Genomic DNA, 24,380 nt, shown 5'->3' on the forward strand with positions numbered 1-24,380 from the left:
TAAATTCATGCATTGCCAATCTCTTATCTCCAGCAATGAGCCAAAACCTCTCACTTCCAGCAATGAGCCAAAACCTCTCACTTCCAGTCAATCCTGAAGTCCAGTCGCTCAATTCCAGCCAATCTTACAAGCCTCACAATTCCAGCCAACCCTACAGCCTCACAATTTCAGCCAATCTTCCTTGCCGTTCAAACCTCTCACTCCAGTCAATACTGGACCCCAGCCTCACAATTCCAGCCGATCTTCCTTGCAGCCCAAGCCTCTCAATTCCAACCAATTCCAGACCAGTCGCTCAATTCCAAACAATCTTGCGCTACTCGCACTCCAGCCGATTCCGAGTCCCAGTCCCTTACTTCCGGTGCATCTTAAATTCCAGAAACAGCTCATTATAATGCGACAGCATCCGCTTGCCCAAATTCTTATAAACCTCAAGCTTCTCGGTCAGCTCAGGATCCGGATAAAAGCGTTTGTCCTGCGCAATCTCCTCAGGCAAGTATTCCATCGCCTTCTCGTTAGGTGTCGAATAGCCTACATATTCCGCATTCTGCGCGGCATGCTTCGGATCGAGCATGAAATTAATAAACTGATGCGCCCCTTCGATGTTGCGGGCAGTCTTCGGAATGACCATGTTATCGAACCACAGATTGGAGCCTTCCTTAGGAACGACATAATCAAGCTTATCATTCTCGTCCATAATCTCCGCAGCATCCCCTGACCAGACAACACCGACAGCCGCTTCCTCATTGGCCAGAAGCATCTTTATTTCATCGCCGACGATAGCTTTGACATTGCCCGTCAGCAGGTTGAGCTTATTCTTCGCCTGCTGCAGATGAGTCTCATCGGTATCATTGAGCGAATAATGAAGACTGTTCAGCCCCATCCCGATGATCTCGCGGGCACCGTCCACCAGCAGGATCTGATTATGCAAACTCGGATCCCATAGCTCGTCCCAGCTCGTAAACTTCTTCCCGCCCAGCATATCGGAATTGTAGATAATGCCGACCGTTCCCCAGAAATAAGGAATCGAATACGCATTATCCGGGTCAAACGACAGATGCAGGAAGCGCGGATTAATAAATTTCAAATTCGGCAGCTTTGATTTATCGATGGGCAGCAGCAGGTTCTCTTCTTTCATTTTGCTGATCGCATATTCGGATGGAACGCTTAGATCGAAGGTTGTGCCGCCCTGCTCAATCTTGGTCATCATCGCCTCGTTGGAATCAAAGGTTTGATAGACAACCTTCATTCCGCTTTCCTTCTCAAATTCCGCAATCAATTCGGGATCGATATAATCGCCCCAGTTGTAGATCGTCAGTGTATTGCCGCCGGTGAACCCTTCCGATGAATTAAGCGCAGATGCCCCATACATGAGTGCCAGCGCAATAACGACGACAACAGTGAACATCTGAATGAGCGGTCTCATTTATTCGGCATCCCCCAATCCGTGCGGGTCCTGTTGCTGCGGTTGATGAAATAATACCCGACAACCAGAAGGAGCGTAAGCAGGAAGATGAGCGAGGATAACGCATTGATGGACAGCGCAACACCCTGCTTTGCCCGGGAATAAATCTCGACGGACAGCGTAGAGAAGCCGTTGCCGGTTACGAAGAACGTAACGGCAAAGTCGTCCAGCGAGTACGTTAATGCCATGAAGAATCCGGCAAAAATCCCCGGCTTGATAAACGGCAGCACGACCTTCGACAGCACATCAAGGCCCGTTGCCCCAAGATCGCGCGCCGCATCGATCAGCGTCGGACTCATTTCCTCCAGCTTAGGCAGCACCATAATAACCACGATCGGCACGCTGAAGGCGATATGCGACAGCAGGACGGAAGTAAAGCCAAGCTTAATGCCGATAATCGTAAACAGGATTAAGAAAGATGCGCCAATAATTACGTCCGGACTTACGATCAGGACATTATTGAGCGAGAGCAGCGCGTTCCGGGTTTGATGTTTCTTCACCTGATGGATCGCAAGTGCGCCGAGAACCCCCAGAATCGTTGATATGGCTGAGGATAACAGCGCGATGACAAACGTATTCAAGACGATAATCAGCAGCCTCGTATCGGCGAATACCTCCTTGTACCACTCCAGCGTGAAGCCTTCGAACTCATGCATCGTCCCCGCGCTGTTGAACGAGTAATACATCAAATAAAAGATCGGCGCATACAAGATAATAAATACGGCGATCAAGTAGATGTTTGACAGTTTCCATTTATTCATCCTGCAGCCCTCACTTCCGGTTACGGTTGCCCGTTAGAATCATAATGACCGCCATGGCAATAATGAGGAAGACGGCTATGGTTGCTCCCATTCCCCAATCCTGCGTGACGAGAAAATGCTGCTCGATCGCCGTTCCAAGCGTTATGACGCGGTTGCCGGCAATGAGGCGCGTGATCATGAACAAGGACAGCGCCGGAATGAATACCGCCTGACAGCCTGACTTCACCCCGCTGGTCGTCAAGGGGAAGATGACACGGCGAAACGTCGTCCAAGGCGATGCGCCGAGATCGCGGGCGGCATAGACAAGCGATGGATTCAGTTCTTCCAGCGCATTAAAAATCGGCAGAATCATGAACGGGATGAAGATATAGACCGATACGAAAATAAAGCTGAAATCGGTAAACAGAATTTGCTGCGTGCCGATGCCAAGCAGCTCCAGCATGGAATTCGCCGCGCCGTATGTACCGAATAAGCCGATGAAGGCATAGGTTTTGAGCAGCAGATTGATCCAGCTCGGCAGAATAATGAGCAGCATCCACAGCTGCTTATGCTTCGTCTTCGTCAGCAGATAAGCGGTTGGGTAGGCCACGAGCAAGGAGAAAGCCGTAATAAGAAAGGCATACCAAAACGAGCTTAACGTCATTTTCATATAGACCGGGGTGAAGAAATCCGCATAATTACCGAAGGTGAAGTTCCCTTCCACATCGAAGAAGGAATAATACACAATCAAGACGATCGGAGCTATAACGAACAGCACGATCCATAAGAGATAAGGAATCAGATAGAGATTGCGGGTTCCGGCGGTGTTCCTCAGTACGGCCGCTTTCATGAGTAAGCTTCCAATCGTCTGTCGAAATCTTCCTCGGACTCTCCAAAGCGCATAACATGGATCGCTTCCGTCTCGAACGTAAGACCGATCGCTTCACCGACGACGACCTTCTTCGTGGAATGGACAAGCCACTTGTTCCCGGTCTCATCGCTGCACAGAATCTCGTAATGCACCCCCCTGAACAGCTGCGTCTCAACCTGTACCTGAAGCTTGCCCTGCTGCACAGCCGTGATCTCGAGATCCTCCGGTCGGATGACAATCTCAATCGGTTCATTCGGATGAAGTCCGCGGTCGACGCATTCGAAGGTTCGGCCGCCAAACTCCACAAGGAAATCCTGCGTCATTTTTCCTGCAACAATGTTCGATTCACCGATGAAATCCGCAACAAAGCGGTTGATCGGCTCGTCATAGATATCAGTCGGCGTCCCGCTCTGCTGAATGATTCCTTCGCTGAGCACGAAGATCTCATCGGACATGGCTAGCGCTTCCTCTTGGTCATGTGTGACGAATATGAAGGTGATGCCGAGCCTTTGCTGCAGCTCCCTAAGCTCATATTGCATTTCGGTTCGAAGCTTAAGATCCAGTGCAGACAAAGGCTCGTCCAGCAAAATGATTTCCGGTTCATTCACAATCGCACGCGCAATCGCAACCCGCTGCCGCTGCCCGCCGGACATCTCCTTAATTTCCCGGCTCTCATAGCCGGTCAGATTAACGAAACGAAGCGCTTCTTTAACCTTGGCCTCAATATCCGCCCTCTTCAGCTTCTTAATCCGCAGGCCAAAAGCGATGTTCTCAAACACATTCAAATGCGGAAACAGCGCATAGTCCTGAAAAACCGTGTTCACCTGCCGTTTGTTGGCGGGAATATGGTTAATGACTCTACCGTTGAAATAAATATTGCCGCTCGTAGGCTCCGTAAATCCGGCAATGAGCCTTAGTATCGTTGTTTTGCCGCAGCCTGACGGGCCGAGCAGCGTGTAGAACCTGCCCCGTTCGATCGTGAAGCTCACGTCCCTGAGAACGGCTGCGTCACCTTGATATTGTTTGGTTACCTTTTCGAATCGAATGATGGGTTGTTCATTCATGGTTTGGTTTATTCCCCCTTGAATGGTATAGCTTCCGATTGCATTACACCTCGCCGGCCTATAGAAGCTGCGTGAATAGCAGGCCTAATTATTGTTCGATCCTGCTCGTACCGTCCTTCTATCATACGATGAAAACAACGGAAGCTAAATAGCTGATGAGAGCGGATTCGATATTTTACAAAATGGGTATATGAATGTGGATAATTGAGTCGTTCATATCTATAAGAGACGGGGTTGATAATCGATGCACAGAAAGAAAGCCGTGCTCATTACTGCACAAGGAAGGGCAACCTTCTCACCGGAGCAGCAGGCGCGTTTGGAAGAGGCCGGTACCATTTCGTATGTTGAAGCTCTCCACCCACTCTCTCATGATCAATTAATTACCCTCCTGCAGGATACGGATGTGGCCGGACTTACTCCCCGCTCCGTGCCTTCTATAGAACGGGAATGGCTCGCCCGGCTGCCGCGCCTGAAAGGAATTGCCGTATTTGCGACCGGTGTCGATTATATCGATGTGCAGTGGCTGGAGGATAACCGGATCCAGCTCTCCAACCTGCCCGAGTATTCGACGGTTTCGGTTGCTGAGCATACGATAGGCATGCTGCTCACATTGTCCAGGCGCATTCATCTGAGCCAAGACCGGGTAAGAGGCCGGGTTCCGGCGGGTACATCCGTGAAGGGCTGGGAGCTGCGCGGCAAGACAATAGGCCTGATCGGTCTTGGCCGAATCGGCGGCTATGTTGCCGAGCTGGCTCAGGCCTTTGGCATGCGGGTGCTGGGCTATGACCCCAAAGCAGATGATGCGGGAGATGTGGTGAGAGTATCCATCGAGGAGCTGCTCGCTTCCTCCGATATCGTTTCCCTCCACTACCCTGCGGCATGGCAGGGAACCTTCAGCTTCGGAGAATCGGAGTTGAAGAAGATGAAGAGCGGAGCCTATCTGCTGAATGTGTCCCGTTCGGCGCTGGTCGATGATGCAGCTGTTATACAAGTTATTGCGCAAGGCCATTTGCGCGGCTACGCCCTTGATGACCGTTTCTCCTTAGCCGAGGATGCGGCGGCACAGCGCTTGATCGCAGAGGGGCGCATCCTTCAGACGGGCCATACCGCCTGGTACTCACAAGAAGTGATTGATCGCGGCTACGACACCTGGGTTGACCATGTTATTGGCCTGTTGACGGATAATCCACAGCATGTCGTGACTGGAGGCGGAGGTTCCCATGCCCTTGAATCCAGCTAGATTAGCGAAGATAGAGCGTTCCCTGCTTATTTGCGCTTTTACCCTGTGCAGCTTGTTCGTCGTCCTTCTGATTGCGTTAAAATGGCCCAGCTACTGGGTGTACATCGCCTCCGAGCAAACTCCGATGACCTGGCTGCAGAGCGTGATCTGGTTCGGCTGCGTGCTCTTTGCGCTCCTAAGTTTCACGCTTCTATATATACAGGAGGGCCTGAGACGGCACGCCTTGACTTGGCTGATGTTAGCCGGCGCTTTTCTTTTCCTCATGATGGATGAACGGTTCGCCTTTCATGAGCGGGTTCGGGATCATTACTTGAAACCAGCCGGTATTAAAATACTCCCTTGGATGGAAGCCGGCGACTTCATCCTGCTGATGTATGCAGTGGTCGCCCTTGCCTTCGTCATTCCGATCTACCGCGTATATCGCGTAAGGCGCACCGCGCTCATATGGCTGGGTATCGCAGCAATACTGTTCGCCACTGCCGTCGGCATGGATACATTGGATGTCTCCAAAATGTCGAAAGCAACCGAACGGTTCGAACAATCCATGGAGGAGATCATCGAGCTGCTTGCCGTACTCTCCTTATTCAGCTCCGTTTGGCTGATGATCGGCTTTTATCTGTCGGCTTTCAGGGGGAGCGCCGCAGCGGCTGTCTCTGAGGAACAATCCGGTGAAGGATAGCAATTGGAGAGAAACTATGGCGCAGCCTGGCTGCTATACGAAGGCTATCAAGAAATGAAAAAGATTCCATTTTGGAGGGATACCGGCGTCTGAGATTGAGGCAGCCGGCCAGGCAGACAATGAAATCGTGAATACCCGTATTTTCAACACTCCACGCGAGCGCCTATTCGAGGCTTGGACCTATGCCCCCGATGGGAACGAGCAGAACTTTGATCGCTTGGAGGCGAATTTGGCGAAGATCGAGGGGAAAAATGAAGGGCTGCCAAGCGGCAGCTTTTTCTTTTGTGAAAATTTGAAATCCCAGGTCCACAATCGCTTGATCCTCACATGAACTTGCTCGCATGAACATCACTAAGAGGTGCAACATCATTTCTTTGTGATCGTCTGTATATGCAGAGGAGGTCAAAACGATGAGACCGTTATTTTATCTCTTTGTTAAAGGTGCTATGCTGGCAATCCTATGCCTGTCCGTATCAGGCTGCGGTAATTCTCAAGAAACGAATGAGGACGGCAGTAAGAAGCAATCGTTACGTACAGCTGCAGAAGCCGCTCCCCCTGCTCCGAAAGAGAATCGCAACGCCAGCTATAAGAATGAATTAAGACAAATCGCTTGGGACAGCTTAGCTGAACAAGTTAAAACGACAGTTAAGGGAAATTGGAAGCGGGCCGTGGTTGAGAAAGTAGACCCCGGCGATTATTCATCACCGATCATGGTGACCGAGCAACCGATCAGCGATTCCGCTGATGTGTATAAGGTAACATTCCGTACGACTGCGGATGAAATGTTATTCCCCATTGGCATTTATATCGATCTTACAACGAAGCAGATTGTAGGCCGCGATGCCCGCGAATAATCAAAAAGGGCGCTCCCTTGTGCAGATGATTCTACAGGGGAGTGCCTTTTCGAACAACCATTATGGATTGCTGAACGTACCGCTTTTACTTGCCTTGGCGAGATCATTGTCGACTAGGAACTTCCAGCACGACCGCAAGAACGATGACTGCCACAACCACGGCCGCTGCGACAACCTGCTTCCAGTTATCCTCGAACCACTCCCCGACCTCCTCCCAGAAATGGCCGGTCGGATCGGTATAGCGCAGCGGATTATTCAGCACATAGCTGTACCGGTTCCAGGCCGAATCGTATAATTATGCAGGTATGGTTAGTTCGGCTTATTGCCTCTAGTTCTAATAGTCTGAAAAATAGAAACAGGTTCGACAGTTTATTCGAGTCTGCTGTCAACCGTACTGCCTTTGTTAGGATCAAATTGCTAATGACTGTGAAATAAAATCATTGAAAATAATTACGTATCGATGTATTATTTCCATAATAAACTTCATAACGTAATTTAACTCGTTTAATAAATTACAACTTGAATGAACAGGGTCGGTCTGGCCCGCTGCTGCACTCGGCGAAATTGATTAGGAAAAGGATCGTGATGAATATGTGGAATGAACTGCTGAAGTTATTTATTTCTTTTGGCCGGGCAACCATGCTGGGTTATGGCGGAGGCCCTTCGATTATCCCGCTTTATGAGAATGAAGTCGTGAGCCGGATGAAGTGGATGACAACCGAGGATTTCGGCCATGCGCTGGCGTTTGGGAATTCCCTGCCTGGACCGATTGCAACGAAGCTGGCTGCCTATATCGGATTCAAAATCGCCGGCTGGGCCGGTGCTGCAGTTGCGCTTGCCGCTGTTGTTATGCCTACCGCGTTATTGATGATCGTGCTCGTCGGCGTAATGTCGAAGCTGCAAAATAACCCCATTATTAAAGGCATGATTCGCGGTATACAGCCGATTATCTTCGTGATGATGGCGATGCTTGCGTATGATTTTGCCAAGTTCGCGCTGAAAACTTCGCCGGGTGTGATTAGTTTCATTCCATTCCTGCTGGCTGCCGGATACTTCATTCTGGTGAATTATTTGAACCTGAGCGCGGTTTATGGGATTATCGGTTCTCTGATTATCGGGGGCATTTTCCTGCGGGGGTAGGCTGTTTCAGGTTAATTCAAGAGCCAAGCTTAAGGTCAAGAGCATGCTTGAGGTCAAGAGCATGCGACACGCTCCACAGCAATCGGCCTTCAGCCGCTGTTAAACTCGTTCAGCCTGATTAGTCGACTGCGGTCGCTGAACAAGTTTAAAGGCGGCACGTAAACTTTCCAGCTCGATTGCTGCTGCGCTTAGTCACACTTAAATGACAGCCCTAATAAACCTGAATGCATACCGAGGCAGCTAGAATGACTGAATGCTCCCTGCAATAAAGGTGAGCATGTCATACCACTCGAACGCAGTATTGATATAAGGCAAATGGCAGCCCTTTAAAGGCAAGCACTCCATTGCTTATTAATGTCCACATCCGATATTGAATGAATGAGTCCCCAACAAGCTGATGCAGATTACTGCAGATCTTAGCTATTACGCGGCCTGCTCTTACAAAATCGTCCTCGGATTCTTCCTCCAGCATCCCTATTGCTCACAAGCGATGAGATCCTTGTCGCGGTCGCTCTTTTTGTTAGCATCGTACAGCTCTTGAGATACAAAAGGTTTATATTTCGTCTTGCCGCCTTTATTCTTAGGCGGAAGCTGAACGGGAGACGCCCCCTTTGTAGTCCTTATGCATTGCGGTACAGTTCTTATAAATTTTAGCTGCTGTTTTGGCTTCTATAGGCTGAGCCCAATGGAAAGAAAGACCCAAGAGTAATCCAAATGATAAGACGATGGCAGCGGTTTTGTTCATGACCTACAGTCTCCTCTCTAGTTGTATCTCTCATATTTAACCATATAACACAGAATACTTATACAAATTCCAGTCCCCCAATATATAGCTGTTATCTATAATACTGATAGTTATTATATATTTTACGAATAAACGGTTTCCCTCTACACTGACATTAATACCATTAACGATTACTCACTGGAGGCGGAGTGAATGGACAACCAAAATGAGGTTAGCAGCAGATTCGATGCCGCAGCCGCTGCTTATGACAGTCAAAGGAGAAAGCTGATTCCTTGTTTCGATGATTTCTATGACACCGCTATAGCTTTAGCAGATGCTTCTACGGATAGCCCGGCTGTATTAGATCTGGGTGCCGGAACAGGGCTGTTATCCTCCCTGCTTCTCCAGAAGTACCCTGCCGCGAAGGTCACCTTAATTGATATTTCCGAGAAAATGCTGGACCTTGCGAAGCTTCGGCTTGCCCAATACCCGAATGTCAGCTTCGTCCTGGGCGATTATACCTGCTTCCATACATCCGGGCCATGCGATATTATTCTCTCGGCCCTCTCCATTCACCACCTGACGGATGCGAATAAAGCCCAATTGTACCAAACCGTCTACACCAATCTGAGAGAAAACGGCATCTTTATCAATGCGGACCAAGTTCTTGGACATACCCCGTTTGTAGATGCCTTATACAAAGAGGACTGGAAGGCAAAAGTAGAAGCGAGCGGCCTTACCCAAGAAGAGCTCACCTCCGCTTACGAACGAACCAAGCTCGACCGAATGGCACCTCTGGCCGCGCAGCTGAACTGGCTCGGTCAAGCCGGCTTCACAGAGGTTGACTGCGTGTATAAATATTTTAATTTTGCTGTACTGTACGCTCGAAAGGGAAGTCCGTTAGCGTGACAAAACGAGCAGGCACGATTGTACCTGCTCGAATCCTCAATTATTCGTTCACGCTTGATGCGGATATCACCAAATTCTGGTCATAATACGGTCCGTACATATTCCCTCTCCACCCCAGATTCTTTACCCAAGCAAACGCTGTTCATTTATAAATGCCAGACTCTTCTGTACGGAGCTGTCTATGAATTCGATAATCTGAGTATTGTCATCCTGAAAGAGCTCAAGTGTCTGGCTGGCAACTTCCTCATCAAAGGAGAAATCCTTCTGCAGCCACTCAAGCAAAGCAGGTAAATAGGAATTAAAATGAACCTCATTTATTGTTATCTCTCTGGATATGGGAAGCGTTTTATGGTCCAATGCGTAATGATTGATTAATCTGCCGTTTAATCTCCAGTAATCCCGGTAACAAATTTGCAGCGTTTCTTTTCTTTCTTCCATGGACATATTCTGAATGAACGTATCGTACATGTCTGACCAAACCACATCAGATATTAAATGGCATAAATAACCCAGATAAAAGGGTTCATGGACGAACTCCTTATAGGTATTGTAGTATCGCAGCACATTGATACGGCCTTTCCCATGCTCGTCTACATCAACGAAATGAGTCACGCGTTTGGGCTTAGTAACCTCCATAAAGGCATGAATATCCGGTGCGATTCCGCCAAGCAGAAATTCACGGACATTCGTAAGACCCAGCCTCTCGCTCAGCAGGGAAGCTATGCAGTAATGCATAATTCTCGATCCCATGGCGTCCCCTCTTTCCCAATCCATTCAGTGATAAATAGCTATGGCTTATCACTTCTGTGACTTTTACCTGTTCAGCGGCCAGTGGACCTCCATTTGGATTCAAACTTCTTAACTCATTTGCCGGCTTTGAGGTAATATATAATGCCCGCCCGGTCCACATCCGAGAACTGCAGCGGATCCTCATTCATCAGTCTTCTCAGTTCATCTACCGGAATCCACCGGATATGCTTCGTTTCATCGCCTGCCTCCAATAATTCCCCTTCCGCTCTGCAGCGGAAATACGCTCCCAATGAATCAATCGGCCCTTAGACGGTCTGATAAACAGCGAATGGTTGTATGCATTCCACTTCAAAATCCGGATCGATACCAACGGTGTCAATCCTCGTCTCTTCCCCTTCAATTTCGACTACATCGAGGCCTGTCTCTTCCTTAACCTCCCTTATGAGCGCGGCTAGGAAGGATTCATAAGGCTCGATTCTTCCGCCAGGAAGCTCAAGCCTCTGAGGCCCACCTGGCTTATTTCGCGTCTGAACTACGATTTCTATTGCTTCCTCTTGAGTCCGTTCAATGATTGCACGGGAATTAACGAAGAACATGGATCCATCCCAACCTTTCAGAAGTTCTATTCTTTGACAGAAAAATCAATTTGGGCTTTGATATGAAAATCTTCTTGCTTCTCTTCGTTACCGATCTTAGACTGTACATAGAAATCAGCAAAGCCAGCCGCGACATAATAACCGCCCGGAAAGCGCATATCCCTTAGGTCTTGTATGAATGCAATATAGTTCTTATCATCATGTTCATCGTACCCGCCGCCTCCCTTGTATTGTTCTCGCAGAGGTACTCCCTTTTTTAGAACGGTGCTTATTAAGGGTGTGTTCATATTGTAAGCAATTTCATAATCTCTTGTTTTCTCCGTTATTGGAAAATAAAACGGCGATGCGGCATGAAAAATAGTGACCGATTCCTTGTCGCCCATATATTCTAACTCTCCATAAATCTTTACTGCTTCGGTTTCGCGATACTCTGCTTTCTCCGTAACCAGACGATAGATAAAATCCCCTTGAACAGCTTCTGCACTTTGCTTGTTAAGCATCTCAACCTCAGCTGGTTCAGCGTTCTTGTTATCATTTCCCGTTTTCGTTCCTCAGCCCGTGCATACAAGAGTTACGGTTATTAATGCGGTTAAAAAAGGTATGCGCATCTCAAATCACCTCACACACGTATAACGTTTCTCATCTCGAATAAGTTGCCAAAATTATTCCATTTCCCAGCAGGGTTAGGAATCCATCAGCATCCTACCCAACAGGCAGGCAATCATTCCACACTGCTGTGCCTGAAGGAAAACATAACTTAAAGTGGAATATATCGTTATACCCCTTAGAACGGCAACCATTTCTTGGCTGAAATAAGAAAAGGAGAGACAGCATGGACATTAAAGCTAAAGCCTCTTTCAACGACGGCATTGTAAGAGAGGCCTGTCATCGATACGGATTGATGACAGATGAATTATCCTTTATCGGCGGCTTCCAAAATTTCATCTATGCGTTTCAGCGGAATCAATCGGCATATATTCTACGATTCACCCCTATTTCCCTGCGGACAACGGCAATGGTTGAAGCTGAACTCGAATGGCTCCTATATTTAAGCGATAATGGCGTTGCTGTATCGAAACCCATCCCTTCTGCTCATGGTCGCCTTGTTGAGGTCGTGCAAGGAGCAGATTCATTCTTTAATGTTGTTTCCTTCGATAAAGCACCCGGGCAAAAGTCCACTTATCCGGATTGTCTGCATGATATCCGATTGTTTGAGAACTGCGGCAGGATTACAGGGCGGATGCACAAACTGGCCAGAGACTTCCACCCCCTCCATAAAAGACATGACTGGACGTATAATGACTATCTGCTGAATCGAACAAGCTTCATCCCTGCCAGCCAGGCTGCAGTCCATGACAGCTGTAATCGGCTTATGGATGATCTGAAGAATCTCTCCCATAATGCGGATTCATATGGTCTCATTCATGGGGACATTAATGTCGGTAACTTTACGGTTAATGACGGGGCCATTACGATGTTTGATTTCGACGAGTGTCAGTACAGCTGGTTTGTGGAGGATATTGCGATCCAGCTCTACTATATGGTCTATGTGTATGGAGATGACAGCATCCCGGAGCGGATGCTCCAGTGTCAGCGATTCATGGAGCCTTTCATGAAAGGATACCTGCTGGAAAGCCATATTTCAGATTCTGAATGGAGGCAAATCCCGCTCTTCCTTAGACTGCGGGAGATCATTGTCTATACCGGCATGCACCGGAGCTTCGATATGTCAAAGCTGGATCAATGGACGACTGATTTTTTAACCCAAAGCCGAATTAGAATTGAGAATGAAATTCCCATAATTGAAGGCTATTTCTAATCCAACATCAATCAACGAATGACCTCCACTAACGGATTATCGTAAAAGAGCAAAGAGATGGGCATTTTACCCATTCCTTTGCTCTTTAACGATAAGACCTTCTCGCGATTCCGCATCATTAAATCACTACAAGCTCAGGAACACGCCTGCGGAATTGAACAATCTCACGAATACCATAGGATTTCAAGAGCTCGGTCGCCTGACCGAAACCTAACTCGTAATTGCTCAGGCTGTGTGCATCCGAGCCCAGCGAAAACCATTTCCCGCCCAAATCCAAATACATCTCGATTAAATACGTCTACGCGGACTTCATTCGGACTTGCACTACTTTTATAGCCTCCTAAGCCATCCTCGTCTTTCTTCCATTGATTACAATAAAAAGGATCAAGCAATATCGCTTAATCCCCCAGAGAAACCTTTTACCTTGCATAGTCTAATGTGGTTCGGATAACGGAAAGCCAATTTTTTCCATGAGCTTATAATAGAGAATCGTTGCATGCAGCTCACCGTTCGCAGATTGTGCAAAGTCTGGAATCCGTCCAGCTTGAACATAACCGATTGAAGTGTACAACAGATTCGAAGGGTCGCCTTCTCTTGTATCGAGAACGAGTAACGATCGATCCTCCTGTACGGCTCTGTCTTCAGCAACCTGCATCAGTGCACGCGCGATCCCTTTACGCCGAAAGTGCGGGTGTGTCATCAGCTTCGCAATTTCCGCCCGATGACGACCATTTTGCTTGGCGCATAGATGAAGCTGGATCGTCCCGGCGATCTGATTATCTATTCGGGCGACGTACAGGACCACTTCAGGCTGCCGTACATTCTCCCAATAGGCTGCTCCCTCTGAAAGTGTCAAAGGCGGTAAAAAGCCAATCGACGCACCATCTTCTACGACGAGGATGAGCAGTTCCGCAAGCTCGTCCATATGCTCCTGCACGGAATCTAATTGTTCGATCGTCACATTAGCAGCCACTATATTCACCTCCGTTTATTCAAGCCAGCCAGACTTCCCTGAAGTCGATCCATCCTAATGAATTTACGCCTACGCCTCTCATCGTCGGATGGTAGAAGGTGTCGACTTTCTTGTGCAGCAGGAATATGACATGTGTCTCCTCCCGAAGCTTATCCTCGATTTCGGCCAACAGCCTCCACCGCTCTTCAGCCTCCCTGCTGCCAAGCACTAGGTCAATCTTACCCTTCACCCATTCTCTCAGACGGGGATCAAGATGCTCCCGAAGAAAATTTCCCGGCTGTTCATAAGTCTCGATTAAGCACACCTCATCCTCTGCCAACACGACACAATAGATCAGACCATCAACGCCGCTGCGTACATCCGGGTTTCTGATCGTTTGCCATGTCTCTGCTTGAACCTCTATGTTAATGCCGAAAGAAGCAAGATTCTGCTGCAGCCACCTCGCATCCTGGACATGAATGCCATATGTGCCAATGCGTACCGTCTCACCGCTATAGCCGGATTCCTTCAGCAGCTCTGCTGCTTGCTCCGGATGATAAGAATAATCCTCAGCGAGGTTTGCATGATTAGGTTGAAACCCGCGGGCTGGATACTTGCGGTCCTCTCCAAGCTCTTGAATCATTCGGGTGCGGTTAACGAGGAGATCGAACGCGCTGCGGAAGGCAGCCGATTGTTGAGGAGCATCCTTCCTCATGTTCCAGGTGAGCAGGCTGCAGCCATTACACAAATGCTCCACGACCTGCCAGTCATGGCCTGGCGGGTTATCCTGCGGATGATTATCGTATAGAAGCTGCTTCCAGCTCTTGGAATAGATTGATGTATCCTCCGGCATGATGACAATAACTACGCCGTCAAGATGCACTCTTCCTTGATAATAAGCAGGGTTAGCCTCCAAGGTGAACCGGTCTTCGGTCCACTCAACAAAGCGGAAAGGCCCCGTCCCGACGGGATGCTTCCAGAATTCCACATCCTCCTCCACGAGATCATGCGGCACGATAACCATTCCCGAGGCGCATAGGAATCTGGGAAACAACCAATTGGGGCGGTCAAGTGTAACCTTAATGCTTCTTCGTCCTATCGCCTCGACCTGGAGCACGAAACGCACAAACCAACTGGAAGTGCCGCCTTCGCGAAGCCGCTCCAGTGAGTATACGACATCTTCAGCTGCAAGCTCCCTGCCATGGTGAAACCACACACCCTTGCGAAGATGGAAGATCCACTCTTTCCCCTGTTCGTCATGCTCCCAGGCATGAGCCAGAGCTGGAACGACCCGCTCCTTAACGTGATCATACTGCAGCAGTCCGTCAAACAGCTGTTTGACCAGATGGGCGCTGAACGCATAATACAGCTCCCTCGGATCCAGCGTTAGAATGGGACGGTAGACGGGCAGCCGGAGCATATCGGAATGACCGTCATGATCCTGTGTCAAACGGTAACCGAAGTGTCCGTTCAACCACTCCACGAACCGGCTCCGCGACGAGGTCCCTTCACCATAAGCCTGCAGCAGCTCGAACGCTTGTTTATACTCCCCTTTCTGCGCAAGCTGCTCAGACCTATCAAGCAAAAGCTTCTCCCTGTCTATTAAGAACGTAAGCGTTGACCGGTTGCCCCTGCCGCGGCCGGCTTGCCAGACAATCATCTTTTCTTCCTCAAGCTTGCGAATAATGAGCTTCACATTGCGCGGGGTACAGAAGAGCGCTTCAGACAGCTCCTCAAGCGAAACCAGGCATCCTTCCGCTCCAGCGCCGGGATTTGCAAACTTCAAATGTAAGGCCAAATAACGTTCGAACAGCTGCTGCATATCAGCTTCCTCCTTAAAAGGGGAAATATATGAGTCAGATTATACTCTTTTTATCCCCTTTTAACGACCCCATAATGAAGCTAATAGAAGAGCCATCGCGAAGTGGCACAAGGAGGAATCGTACCATGCTTATCCATGATTATGTTGCAACAAAATTGATGCAGTACCGGGAGGCGGAACTTAAGAGACGCGCATGCGGGGGTGAGTTCATACGATCAGACAACGCGGATCGCCGCCGTTTCTGGGGTTTATTAAAAGCAAAGCCACGTAAGAAGAGTGAGCCGCTTCCGCCATGCGAATCCTCTGCTTCCCATCCTTTCGGATGATCGGGGTAATATCCTTCCGGGTAATCGAGCCGGAAAGTTTACGTGCCGCCTTTAAACTTGTTCAGCGACCGCAGTCGCCCTAATCAGGCTGAATGAGTTTAACAGCGGCTGAAGGCCGATTGCTGCGGAGCGTGTCACATGCTTTTGATTTTAGCTTTTGACTTTAGCTTCGTCCTTCCCCAAAAAAAGAAAAAGGACCTCCCCCATTAATGAAATGGAGATGATCCTTCCCTCACTTCAAATCCCCGTGAAGCTGCAGCAAGCAAATGAGCCCGCCGCAGCCTGACTACTCCTTACGAGAAGCTGATCGCCTGAACAATCATATCGAGCGCATGCCAATCCGGAACAGCCACAACCAAATCATGGTTTGCAGGCAGAAGTACAGCAGCCACCTGATCATTGAGCGGTGTATTCGACTGCTTATCTACAGTGAACGCACGGACATCAACGGTCTGCTGGCCGCTGCGGTTACCGATGCGAACCAGCGATAATTCCGGTGACAGTGTAATGTCCAGGTCCGCCGCCCAGTCCTTTAATCGCTACAGCTCTCACCTGATCGCCGACCTGACGGGCAAGCGTCATCGTGAAATTGCGGTCCGCACCAGGCGTGAACCGAAGCTGCGAGTAGTCGGCATTGGTCGACAGGACATCCTGTTGGCCAGCCTGTGTCGTTACGTCGGATATCACAACGGATAATCCATTCGGCAGCACCGAATTATACGTATACGTACCCGAGCCGTTGCCCACGATTTTGCGGGTTAACGCAACATTTTCTGGGAGCATATAAGCGCCCGGCACTAAGTAGAACGGATGGCTGTCCGGAATGTCGGAGCGAATTTCCGTGCCGAATCGCCCTGCCGTTAAGCCATTCTCATCCGTTATTTGCAGGTCTGCCGGAGAGAGCAGGAAATCGATGACGAAGCGGGTAAGCCCGAGCGGTCCGCTGAAAGGCAGATCATGGTCAGCCAGCAGATACTGGCCGTTCGTCATCGTACCCAGCGTAATGCCGTCGCTGCTGCGGAACTTCGCGGCAGCCGAATCCGGGAAATAATCAAAGACGAACGAGCCGCCGCTGCGCCGGAATACAAGCTTGCAGTTCGGGGAATCCGGGCGGTTGCAGTCCCACACGAACATCTCAACCCCATCCAAATCCGTAATCGTCGTCGACCCGTTAGCCGATAACTGCGGCCCTGGATGGCCCGGCGGATAGACGAATTTATAAGGCATCACGCAGTGCGAGTCACTCAGCTTATCCATGTAACCTGAATCCCATATCGCCCCGGATGGAATGAAGAACAGGAGCGGCGCATTATCGCGGTCGACGCCGCGCAGGAAGGTCGCTTCAATCTCACGATACGTTTTTTCCACCCGCGCAAGTCCTTCACGGCCTTGATCATGGAAGTGAATCAAGCTCTCACGGCTTAAGAGCCGCCCATGAATGGCGGTCAGGAACTCATGAAGGCCGGCTTTTGTAAGCGTATGCGTATCATTGCGGCCCTGCCACAAATTGTCTGCCACTAGAGCTGCCAGAGACGTACAGAAACCGGTGGCCAAACCTCCATTCGCTTTTCCTTTCAGGAAATAGTGGTAGAAGCCGTAGAAAGCCGCAGTCAGAATCGGATGGCCGAACACCGGGTCAAGCTGCTCATGCCATACCTCTGCTGCGCCATATGTATCCTCATACGTGCTCCAGCTTGGGATACCATCCGTAAAATTGCCAAACGGCAGATTATGCAGGCCATAGGTGAAAGGAATCTCCAGTACGCGCGGGATCGACGCGGTTCGGCTGTTGCTGACCAAGCCGTCTGGATTACGCACCTGCAGGCTGGCTGTTCCTCCGGCATTGCCTGCTCCGCCATTACCCGGCATGACAAAATTCAGCTGATTGCGGTTGATGACGGTCGCCGGTGTCGCCGCCCCATTGATGAGCACGGAAGCTCCGGCGAGGAACGCCCGTCCCGTGAGGGCAATTGTCGCGCCAGGGGTAAGAGTAATGTTGAACAGATCGAGCTGCGGCTTAACCCGAAGCGTTAACCGGTTGCTCTCCGTGCCGTCCTCCCGGCGTACATAAACGGACTTATTCCCGCCTTCCGCATCAATAGGGATATTAACCGAGATACTCTCATCCGCATTCACGGTCGGCACGAGCACAGCCCCGCCGAACAGAACCCTGTCATGGCTTGTAAAATGGCTGCCGCGCAGCGTAATCTTATCGCCCGGAAAAGCTTGGGAAGGGGTGATCTCGGATAACCATGGACGCTTCAGCAAATCCTCCCAGGCATCCTCGGAGAATTCGAGGAACTGCAGCGAGCCGTCTATGCCGTCGTAAGCGGCATCAATTCCCGGATTGCCTGGCTGCCCTTGAGCGCCGGTTCTGCCGTTGCGCGCATCCTTGCAGTACTCGCCGACACCGCTGCGTCCGCCGGACCCCGGTGATCCGCCGCTTCCGCCGTCTCCGCCGCGGCCAAGCTGACCGCCTTGGTTCTTCAGCTTGAAGGCGCGGTTTGTTACCGTCGACTCTAATGTCCCATCAAGAACGCCGATCGTAATATTGCCGCTGGTCCCGCCATTGCCGCCGCGCCCGCCGCGCCCGCCATTGCCGCCATCGCCGCCCTCACCGCCGTCACCCGGGTCGGTATAGCAGTGCCAGCCGAACAGCCAGAAGATCTCTCCGCCCTGTCCATCCGCACCGTCACCGCCTCGTCCGCCGTGCTGTCCTCTGCCGCCTTTGCGTCCATCTTCCCCATTCAGATCAATATTCGGCATGCCGGACATATCCTTGACCCATATCTCAAGATTCGGGGCCTGTGCACCCTTGGCCCCTTCAATCCCCGGATCGCCTGCACGGCCATCTTCACCGCTCAGACCATCGCGGGAACCCTCAGCCGTGTGAATGCCTGACCAGCCGCGTCCGTTAAGGTCGGGATTATCCTGCCTTGGAGGCGTCGAGCCGCCAGGCCTGCGCCAGGTGATGCTGGCGTTGTTGCCGCAGATGATTTTCTCCGCGATGATATAACAGGTCGTGACATTGGGCTCGATGACAAGCTGCGTGTCTGTTAAATCGAGCGTATTGGCAATGATTACAGCGCTTGTCAGCGGAATGGTTTTGAGCGAGTACAGATGTGAAGTTTGCTGGGAGGTTTCCGGCCAGGAGCTAGGCACGCGCGCTTCAAGCTTGTCAAAAATGCCCTGGTCACGAAGTTCAATCTTGCTGTTGTCTTTAATGCTAATGAGGTCGGATATGGTTGAAGCATCTTTGAATCTGCGAAGTACAGGACTCTCGCGAAGCACCTGAGTCGGAAGCTGAACGCCGGTGCGGTTCACGGTTCCGCCGGATAGGCCCCCTCGAACTGTGTTCGTGCTGGCAGCGTTTACATGAATAGGCTGGCGAATCGGTCCTGATGGTACGATAAAAGGATTCGTGGAGGGATTGGTAGTCGTAGTCGTAGTCGTTGCCGTTGTCGGTATCGGAATTGAAATGGAAGCGGTCAGCCGCTTTAAGGTTGGCGAGCTGTTTCGGTTAATCATATATTTCGCCAGATTCTCACGCAGCAGATCTTTATTGGCTGCAGCGGTGAACTCCTTGGCAATAGCTCCCCAATCGATCTGCCTGACGTTGTTTTTTCGGGGGGCCAGCAATATTTTCCCTTGTGTCATGACCGTCTTTGTTGTGATGCGGAGTGTATCCAGATCTGACAGCTTCTCTACGCCTGCTGCATTGATTAAATCTTTGATCGGCTGCAGCCGTGCCCTGCTCGCATCGGGAAAGAGGTTGACTTTAATATTTCCATTGCCGGTCGCAAGCTTCACCGCCTGCTCGATTTGAGCCGCTTTCTGCTGCCTGGCAATTTGTAGGCCTGCATCCAGTATGCCCTGCTTGATCACCACGTTGCTGACCCGTCCGCTGAAGGAGTGGACCTTGCCGTCAATACCCGCTCCAACCTTGAAACCGAGCGGTCCGACATTCTGGATTGAGCCTGGAATGGTTTGGTGTCCTACGGTCTGATCATTGATTTGGAGCTCCATCGTCCCGTCATCATTGCGCATGAACCGAACGCCTGCCGTTTCGCCCGCTTTGATCAGCGTGCTGCCGCTGTCAATGCTGACCCATCCGCTTGCTGTGCAGACAGAGCCGACCAGCTTGCCATCCTTCTCAATGAACAAGGCGACAGACGGGCTTTGCGCTTCCATAATATTTTGCCGTTGACCGCCGACGGCATCCGGATTAATCGTCGCCTCCAGCGTAAAGGCTTGAAGCTGATCCAGATCCGGGCTGCGTGCCAGTTCAATATAGCCCTTAGTCAGCTGAAACCCCCTCTCCATCTCAAGCGGCTTCGCATTCACCGTCCGTGCAATGGATATCCCTCTTACCGAGCCATCATAAGCACCCTCCGAATCATTCTTAAGTAAAAATAACGTACCGCCTCTTTCCATTCGATTCCCTCCTAAGATTATTTCGACTTCTTAAAACTGGATTCGACAAGAAATTATACTAATTATTACCAGTTAATAATAGCATCTTTATCTCACCAGAAAAATCCAACCTAATCCCCGAATAACCGCGGCTTATCCTACCCTTGTAATGCGACGATTGGCCTTCTCCTCGACATTCCGATCCAAAATGCTGCAGGATGCCGTCATATCCTCGAAGCTTTTATTTATCAACCCCGCAAAAAGGTTTATACTATGATTAAAAGGAGATGATGAAGAATGGCTGCTTTTGAGCAAATTCGCAATATTTATTGTGTCGGAAGAAACTATGCGCTGCATGCCAAGGAACTCGGAAATGACGTCCCCGGGCAGCCGATGATTTTCTCCAAGCCTACACATGCCCTTCATCCTGCCGAGGGCAGGCTTCAGCTGCCTGGCGGCGTAGGGGAAATCCATCATGAGCTGGAGCTCGTTGTGCGAATCGCTGCCCCGTATGAGCAGGGAAAATCACTAACCCAGCTTATTGACGGCGTGGCGCTTGGCATCGATTGGACGGCGCGGGATGTTCAGAATGTGCTGAAGGAGAAGCGTCACCCTTGGCTGCTGGCCAAAGGCTTCAAGGGCTCGGCAGTTCTGTCAGATTTCACCGCCTTCAAGGGTGCAGAAGCGTTCGAACAGCTTCAATTCAGTCTTCGCATGAATGGTGAGATTATCCAGAGCGGCAGTCCGAAGGATATGATCTTCCCGCTTGAACAGTTGGTGAATTACATAGGTACACAGTATGGCCTCGGTGCAGGCGACATTATCTACACGGGGACTCCTGCCGGGGTTGGCCCTGTTAAACATGGCGATATCATTGAGCTAGTATGGGAAACAGCAGTGGAGGGCAGCAAGCAAAGCTTTGGCCCGCTTGAGATTGAGCTGGTCTAGCTCAAATAACGGCTTGATTAAGAACGCACACAAAGAAAGACGCGGCATCTGCCCCGTCTTTCTTTGTCTGTCCGCTTTTGCAGAGGAAATGATTGCCCGCTTCTAGCTCAGCATCCTGTAGATCTCCAGCAGATTGCCGTCTACATCGCGAAAATGGGCAACCCGCGCACTCCACTCCGGCCGGTCATGCGGCTGCGTCACAAACTCAATGCCTTTATCCCGCAGCTCCGTGAACGATGCATCGACATCCTCCACACTCAAATTCAGCAGAAATCTCGAAGGAGCCACCGTGTCCAGGGTCATTCCCGCTTCCCCGACGATATCCGCAATAGCTTGATGGGCAAGCAGCTCAATCTTCGTCTCTCCGGTATCAAACAACGCATATTCCTGCTCCTCGCTGTAATAGCTCACCGTAAAGCCCAGTAAATCCTTATAAAACGCAGCACTCTTCTTAAAATCCTTTACCATCAGCCGAATTTGCAGCAGCTTCATCCTATTCGCCTCCCGATTGTCCTCTTTCTTCCTTATTACCATCCGGGCCCCGTTTATAAACGTCAATCCAGCGGCAAAAAGAGACCCGCAGCAACGGGCTGCGGGTCTGAAAAAAAACTATATTAAAAAGGGGGGTTGTCCTTATTATAGCCGCCGAATATTAACGGAAGCTGAAAATTACATGTCAACCTCATTACATTTCTATTGCAGAATATGTAAATTCGCGCCGGATGACAGGACAAGTTCTCCGTTCGGATAGCTGCTGACTGCTAGAATGACAAGATATCAACATTTCCTCCCGGTTCTCCGTCACTTTTCTCCTAAGCTTCGTCCTATAATCGAGTCATGCTTGCACTTATGCTTGAAATGTTTCGATGTCGTTTCTTCTGCTGCTTATTTCTTCGGATGGACATGCGGCGGAGCTATGAAATATCTTTGAGGAGGAATACACATGAGTACGGGATATTGGTCTGAATTACTGGAGCGGCTGGATCGCAAAGCGGAACGAATGACAGCTCTGATCGGCGACAAATCGCCCCACTTCGCCGGCGGGGACGGCAAATACGATAATTCCAGTACGGACTGGTGGACATCCGGCTTTTGGCCGGGATTATTGTGGGTAATGCATGATATGACGGGCAAAGCCCTGTACAAAGAGGCCGCATGGAAGTGGGATCAGGAGCTGGAGCAGTGGTTTACGAAGGAAACAAGACTTCACCATGATGTAGGCTTTCAGTTCCTTGCAACCGCTGTCATCAAATATCAGCTTACCGGTGATGCAGACAGCAGACGAAGAGGCATTACGGCAGCCAACTACTTGGCTTCCCGCTTCAATCCTGCCGGGCAATTCATACGCGCATGGAATGGGGACAGAATCGGCTGGGCTATCGTGGACTGTATGATGAATATCTCCTTGTTATTCTGGGCCAGCCGGGAAACGAAGGATCCGCGTTATAAGCAAATAGCCATCCGGCATGCGGAAACAACAATGGAGCATGGCATTCGCGAAGACGGATCAGCCAAACATATTATTTGCTTCGATCCCGAGAGCGGCGCCTATATAGAGAATTTAAGCGGGCAAGGAGATGCGGCGGATTCCGCATGGAGCCGGGGCACAGCTTGGGCACTCCATGGGTTTGCCAATACGTACCGGAACACCGGCGATGCCCGTTTCCTGAATGCAGCCAAACGAATCGCTCATTTCTTCATCGCTTCACTTCCGGAGGATCATGTGCCGTATTGGGACTTCCGTCTGGAATCCTTTGAAGGTCAGCCTCGCGACAGCTCCGCGGCAGCCATTGCGGCTTCCGGCTTGATCGAAATTGCAGATGCTGTTCCGGCCAAGGAAAAGCAGGTCTATCTGGGCGCCGCCGAGCGGATTCTTCAATCGCTCGATAAGCATTATGCCGCGTGGGATCAGCCGGATCACGAGGCGATTCTGCTGCATGGAACCGGCTCCAAACCGTCTGACTTCTGTGTCGACGGATCGCTCATCTATGGTGACTACTACTTCGTCGAGGCAGCGGCTAAGCTGAACGGCTGGAAGCATCGGATGTATTAACAGGAATAGCCGATCCAGCTTCAAGAAGCTGATTTCCCTAGCTTTCTATTCGATATTTAAGCGGTGTCGTACCTATGACTTTCTTGAATGACTGAATGAAATAGGAGACATTGGGCATGCCCACCTTTACTCCAATCTGATCCACCGGAAGCCGGGTCGTCTGGAGGAGGCGGCATGCCTGTTTCATTCTGCGGGCGGTCAAATAATCGATCATGCTGCTGCCTGTTTCTTCCCGAAACACACGGGAAACGTAAGAAGGGGACAGGTGGATCGCCTCCGCTACCCTCTCCAGCGTCACTTCCTCCGAATAATGAGCTTCGATCCACTGCATAACGGCTTCCGAATAATGCAGGTTTCTCCTCGTGGACAGCCTGCCGGTGCCACCGGCTGAATCCCCGCTCGCCGAACCTATGATGCCAAGCTGCTGAAGCATGAGCATCGTAAGCGCCTCCTGCTTCACGGCTCTTCCGGCTTGGACAGCTTGTTCATACTCGTCTAACACCTGCTCCATCCATTCGGTCTGCCTGCTGAGGTCAAAGGCCTGGCTGCCGCTGTTCCCCTGCCACAGCTGCATGAATCGCTCATGACGTTCAGGAAATGCACGAAGGCTCTCATTCATCACGGAACCATCAAAATGCATGAGGGTCCTCACATACGATTGACCAAGATCCGCATTCGCATATACATTATGCAGCTCAAAGGGTTGAAAGAAGAACAGCATGCCCCTGCGGATTTCATGGGCTTGACGATTCACGATTACTTTTCCTACTCCTGCATGAACGAACAGCATCTCACAGCAGGAATGGAAGTGGTAGTAGCCCGAGGAGCCGCTCTCTGTCCGGATTCTATATCTCCAAATCAACGTCCTCTCGCCCAGCCTGCTCGGGTCAAACAATAACGGGGATTTCTTCACTCGGGACAGCTCCCTTCATGTAACCCATTATATAGGATGAAACTCCTTGCGTCGTCCTTAGGAGACTCCAAAAGTTCTTCCCTATATATCAACATGGATTAACGG

The 24,380-nt window shown here is 50.3% G+C and carries 25 protein-coding genes and 1 pseudogene; 11 read left to right on the forward strand and 15 right to left on the reverse strand.

Going from position 1 to position 24,380, the window contains the following annotated elements; translation table 11 throughout:
* Positions 1 to 349 precede the first annotated feature (349 nt).
* The 4 genes from ACFPYJ_RS16320 to ACFPYJ_RS16335 are packed head-to-tail and all read right to left on the reverse strand — an operon-like array spanning position 350 to position 4,137.
* Complete coding sequence (locus ACFPYJ_RS16320) at positions 350 to 1,423, reverse strand: ABC transporter substrate-binding protein (RefSeq protein WP_379189237.1); 1,074 nt, start codon at positions 1,421 to 1,423, stop codon at positions 350 to 352.
* Complete coding sequence (locus tag ACFPYJ_RS16325) at positions 1,420 to 2,223, reverse strand: ABC transporter permease (RefSeq protein WP_379189238.1); 804 nt, start codon at positions 2,221 to 2,223, stop codon at positions 1,420 to 1,422. The genes ACFPYJ_RS16320 and ACFPYJ_RS16325 overlap by 4 nt, the downstream gene beginning before the upstream one ends.
* Positions 2,224 to 2,233: 10 nt before the next feature.
* Positions 2,234 to 3,052, reverse strand: a complete 819-nt coding sequence (locus tag ACFPYJ_RS16330; RefSeq protein ID WP_379189239.1) for an ABC transporter permease — start codon at positions 3,050 to 3,052, stop codon at positions 2,234 to 2,236.
* Positions 3,049 to 4,137 (reverse strand): ABC transporter ATP-binding protein, encoded by a 1,089-nt coding sequence (locus ACFPYJ_RS16335; RefSeq protein ID WP_379189240.1) that lies wholly within the window; start codon positions 4,135 to 4,137, stop codon positions 3,049 to 3,051. Before ACFPYJ_RS16335 ends, ACFPYJ_RS16330 begins: the two co-directional genes overlap by 4 nt.
* Positions 4,138 to 4,381: 244 nt before the next feature.
* Here ACFPYJ_RS16335 and ACFPYJ_RS16340 point away from each other — a divergent pair, with 244 nt between their 5' ends.
* The 5 genes from ACFPYJ_RS16340 (at position 4,382) to ACFPYJ_RS16360 (ending at position 8,050) form a co-directional block, all read left to right on the forward strand.
* Positions 4,382 to 5,377, forward strand: coding sequence for a 2-hydroxyacid dehydrogenase (locus tag ACFPYJ_RS16340; protein ID WP_379189241.1), 996 nt, complete (start codon positions 4,382 to 4,384; stop codon positions 5,375 to 5,377).
* Complete coding sequence (locus ACFPYJ_RS16345; RefSeq protein WP_379189242.1) at positions 5,364 to 6,056, forward strand: hypothetical protein; 693 nt, start codon at positions 5,364 to 5,366, stop codon at positions 6,054 to 6,056. Before ACFPYJ_RS16340 ends, ACFPYJ_RS16345 begins: the two co-directional genes overlap by 14 nt.
* A gap of 127 nt (positions 6,057 to 6,183) precedes the next feature.
* Positions 6,184 to 6,387 (forward strand): SRPBCC family protein, encoded by a 204-nt coding sequence (locus ACFPYJ_RS16350; protein WP_379189243.1) that lies wholly within the window; start codon positions 6,184 to 6,186, stop codon positions 6,385 to 6,387.
* Between the two features lie 79 nt (positions 6,388 to 6,466).
* On the forward strand, positions 6,467 to 6,910 hold the full coding sequence (locus ACFPYJ_RS16355; RefSeq protein WP_379189244.1) for a hypothetical protein: 444 nt from the start codon (positions 6,467 to 6,469) through the stop codon (positions 6,908 to 6,910).
* Positions 6,911 to 7,495: 585 nt separating this feature from the next.
* On the forward strand, positions 7,496 to 8,050 hold the full coding sequence (locus tag ACFPYJ_RS16360; protein ID WP_379189245.1) for a chromate transporter: 555 nt from the start codon (positions 7,496 to 7,498) through the stop codon (positions 8,048 to 8,050).
* Between the two features lie 280 nt (positions 8,051 to 8,330).
* Here ACFPYJ_RS16360 and ACFPYJ_RS16365 read toward each other — a convergent pair whose 3' ends face one another.
* Both ACFPYJ_RS16365 and ACFPYJ_RS16370 read right to left on the reverse strand, forming a co-directional pair.
* Positions 8,331 to 8,522, reverse strand: a complete 192-nt coding sequence (locus ACFPYJ_RS16365) for a DUF3658 domain-containing protein (RefSeq protein ID WP_379189246.1) — start codon at positions 8,520 to 8,522, stop codon at positions 8,331 to 8,333.
* A 2-nt stretch (positions 8,523 to 8,524) separates the two neighbouring features.
* Positions 8,525 to 8,795, reverse strand: a pseudogene (locus ACFPYJ_RS16370) (excalibur calcium-binding domain-containing protein).
* Positions 8,796 to 8,987: 192 nt separating this feature from the next.
* On the opposite strand from ACFPYJ_RS16370, the gene ACFPYJ_RS16375 reads away from it, so the two are divergent.
* Positions 8,988 to 9,683, forward strand: a complete 696-nt coding sequence (locus ACFPYJ_RS16375; protein ID WP_379189248.1) for a class I SAM-dependent methyltransferase — start codon at positions 8,988 to 8,990, stop codon at positions 9,681 to 9,683.
* A gap of 123 nt (positions 9,684 to 9,806) precedes the next feature.
* Here the strand turns inward: ACFPYJ_RS16375 and ACFPYJ_RS16380 are convergent, their stop codons facing one another.
* From ACFPYJ_RS16380 to ACFPYJ_RS16395, 4 genes are all read right to left on the reverse strand, one after another.
* Positions 9,807 to 10,433, reverse strand: a complete 627-nt coding sequence (locus ACFPYJ_RS16380; protein ID WP_379189249.1) for a zinc dependent phospholipase C family protein — start codon at positions 10,431 to 10,433, stop codon at positions 9,807 to 9,809.
* A gap of 113 nt (positions 10,434 to 10,546) precedes the next feature.
* Positions 10,547 to 10,723: an NUDIX hydrolase gene (locus tag ACFPYJ_RS16385; protein ID WP_379189250.1), complete on the reverse strand. Its 177-nt coding sequence runs from the start codon at positions 10,721 to 10,723 to the stop codon at positions 10,547 to 10,549.
* 15 nt (positions 10,724 to 10,738) lie between these two features.
* Positions 10,739 to 11,029, reverse strand: coding sequence for an NUDIX hydrolase (locus ACFPYJ_RS16390; RefSeq protein WP_379189251.1), 291 nt, complete (start codon positions 11,027 to 11,029; stop codon positions 10,739 to 10,741).
* A 26-nt stretch (positions 11,030 to 11,055) separates the two neighbouring features.
* Entirely contained in the window at positions 11,056 to 11,529 is a 474-nt protein-coding gene (locus tag ACFPYJ_RS16395) for a hypothetical protein (RefSeq protein ID WP_379189252.1), read from the reverse strand.
* Between the two features lie 332 nt (positions 11,530 to 11,861).
* Between ACFPYJ_RS16395 and ACFPYJ_RS16400 the strand changes: the two genes are divergently transcribed.
* Positions 11,862 to 12,848, forward strand: a complete 987-nt coding sequence (locus ACFPYJ_RS16400) for a phosphotransferase enzyme family protein (protein ID WP_379189253.1) — start codon at positions 11,862 to 11,864, stop codon at positions 12,846 to 12,848.
* A gap of 433 nt (positions 12,849 to 13,281) precedes the next feature.
* On the opposite strand, the gene ACFPYJ_RS16405 is transcribed toward ACFPYJ_RS16400, so the two are convergent.
* On the reverse strand, positions 13,282 to 13,773 hold the full coding sequence (locus ACFPYJ_RS16405; protein ID WP_379189308.1) for a GNAT family N-acetyltransferase: 492 nt from the start codon (positions 13,771 to 13,773) through the stop codon (positions 13,282 to 13,284).
* Between the two features lie 67 nt (positions 13,774 to 13,840).
* Positions 13,841 to 15,622: an SgrR family transcriptional regulator gene (locus ACFPYJ_RS16410; RefSeq protein WP_379189254.1), complete on the reverse strand. Its 1,782-nt coding sequence runs from the start codon at positions 15,620 to 15,622 to the stop codon at positions 13,841 to 13,843.
* A 125-nt stretch (positions 15,623 to 15,747) separates the two neighbouring features.
* On the opposite strand from ACFPYJ_RS16410, the gene ACFPYJ_RS16415 reads away from it, so the two are divergent.
* Together ACFPYJ_RS16415 and ACFPYJ_RS16420 are read left to right on the forward strand one after the other, a co-directional pair.
* A complete protein-coding gene (locus tag ACFPYJ_RS16415) occupies positions 15,748 to 15,948 on the forward strand; it encodes a hypothetical protein (protein ID WP_379189255.1) in 201 nt (66 codons plus the stop codon).
* 266 nt (positions 15,949 to 16,214) lie between these two features.
* Positions 16,215 to 16,439, forward strand: a complete 225-nt coding sequence (locus tag ACFPYJ_RS16420) for a hypothetical protein (protein ID WP_379189256.1) — start codon at positions 16,215 to 16,217, stop codon at positions 16,437 to 16,439.
* Here the strand turns inward: ACFPYJ_RS16420 and ACFPYJ_RS16425 are convergent.
* Complete coding sequence (locus ACFPYJ_RS16425; RefSeq protein WP_379189257.1) at positions 16,417 to 20,382, reverse strand: IPT/TIG domain-containing protein; 3,966 nt, start codon at positions 20,380 to 20,382, stop codon at positions 16,417 to 16,419. The genes ACFPYJ_RS16420 and ACFPYJ_RS16425 overlap by 23 nt on opposite strands.
* 276 nt (positions 20,383 to 20,658) lie before the next feature.
* Between ACFPYJ_RS16425 and ACFPYJ_RS16430 the strand changes: the two genes are divergently transcribed.
* Positions 20,659 to 21,309, forward strand: a complete 651-nt coding sequence (locus tag ACFPYJ_RS16430) for a fumarylacetoacetate hydrolase family protein (RefSeq protein ID WP_379189258.1) — start codon at positions 20,659 to 20,661, stop codon at positions 21,307 to 21,309.
* A 102-nt stretch (positions 21,310 to 21,411) separates the two neighbouring features.
* On the opposite strand, the gene ACFPYJ_RS16435 is transcribed toward ACFPYJ_RS16430, so the two are convergent.
* On the reverse strand, positions 21,412 to 21,801 hold the full coding sequence (locus tag ACFPYJ_RS16435) for a VOC family protein (RefSeq protein ID WP_379189259.1): 390 nt from the start codon (positions 21,799 to 21,801) through the stop codon (positions 21,412 to 21,414).
* A 451-nt stretch (positions 21,802 to 22,252) separates the two neighbouring features.
* Between ACFPYJ_RS16435 and ACFPYJ_RS16440 the strand changes: the two genes are divergently transcribed.
* Positions 22,253 to 23,362, forward strand: coding sequence for a glycoside hydrolase family 88 protein (locus ACFPYJ_RS16440; RefSeq protein WP_379189260.1), 1,110 nt, complete (start codon positions 22,253 to 22,255; stop codon positions 23,360 to 23,362).
* Positions 23,363 to 23,399: 37 nt separating this feature from the next.
* Here ACFPYJ_RS16440 and ACFPYJ_RS16445 read toward each other — a convergent pair whose 3' ends face one another.
* On the reverse strand, positions 23,400 to 24,275 hold the full coding sequence (locus ACFPYJ_RS16445) for a helix-turn-helix domain-containing protein (protein WP_379189261.1): 876 nt from the start codon (positions 24,273 to 24,275) through the stop codon (positions 23,400 to 23,402).
* Positions 24,276 to 24,380 lie beyond the last annotated feature (105 nt).

Origin of the sequence: Paenibacillus solisilvae, from assembly GCF_042656405.1 — a bacterium.
GTDB classification, from domain to species: domain Bacteria; phylum Bacillota; class Bacilli; order Paenibacillales; family Paenibacillaceae; genus Paenibacillus_Z; species Paenibacillus_Z solisilvae.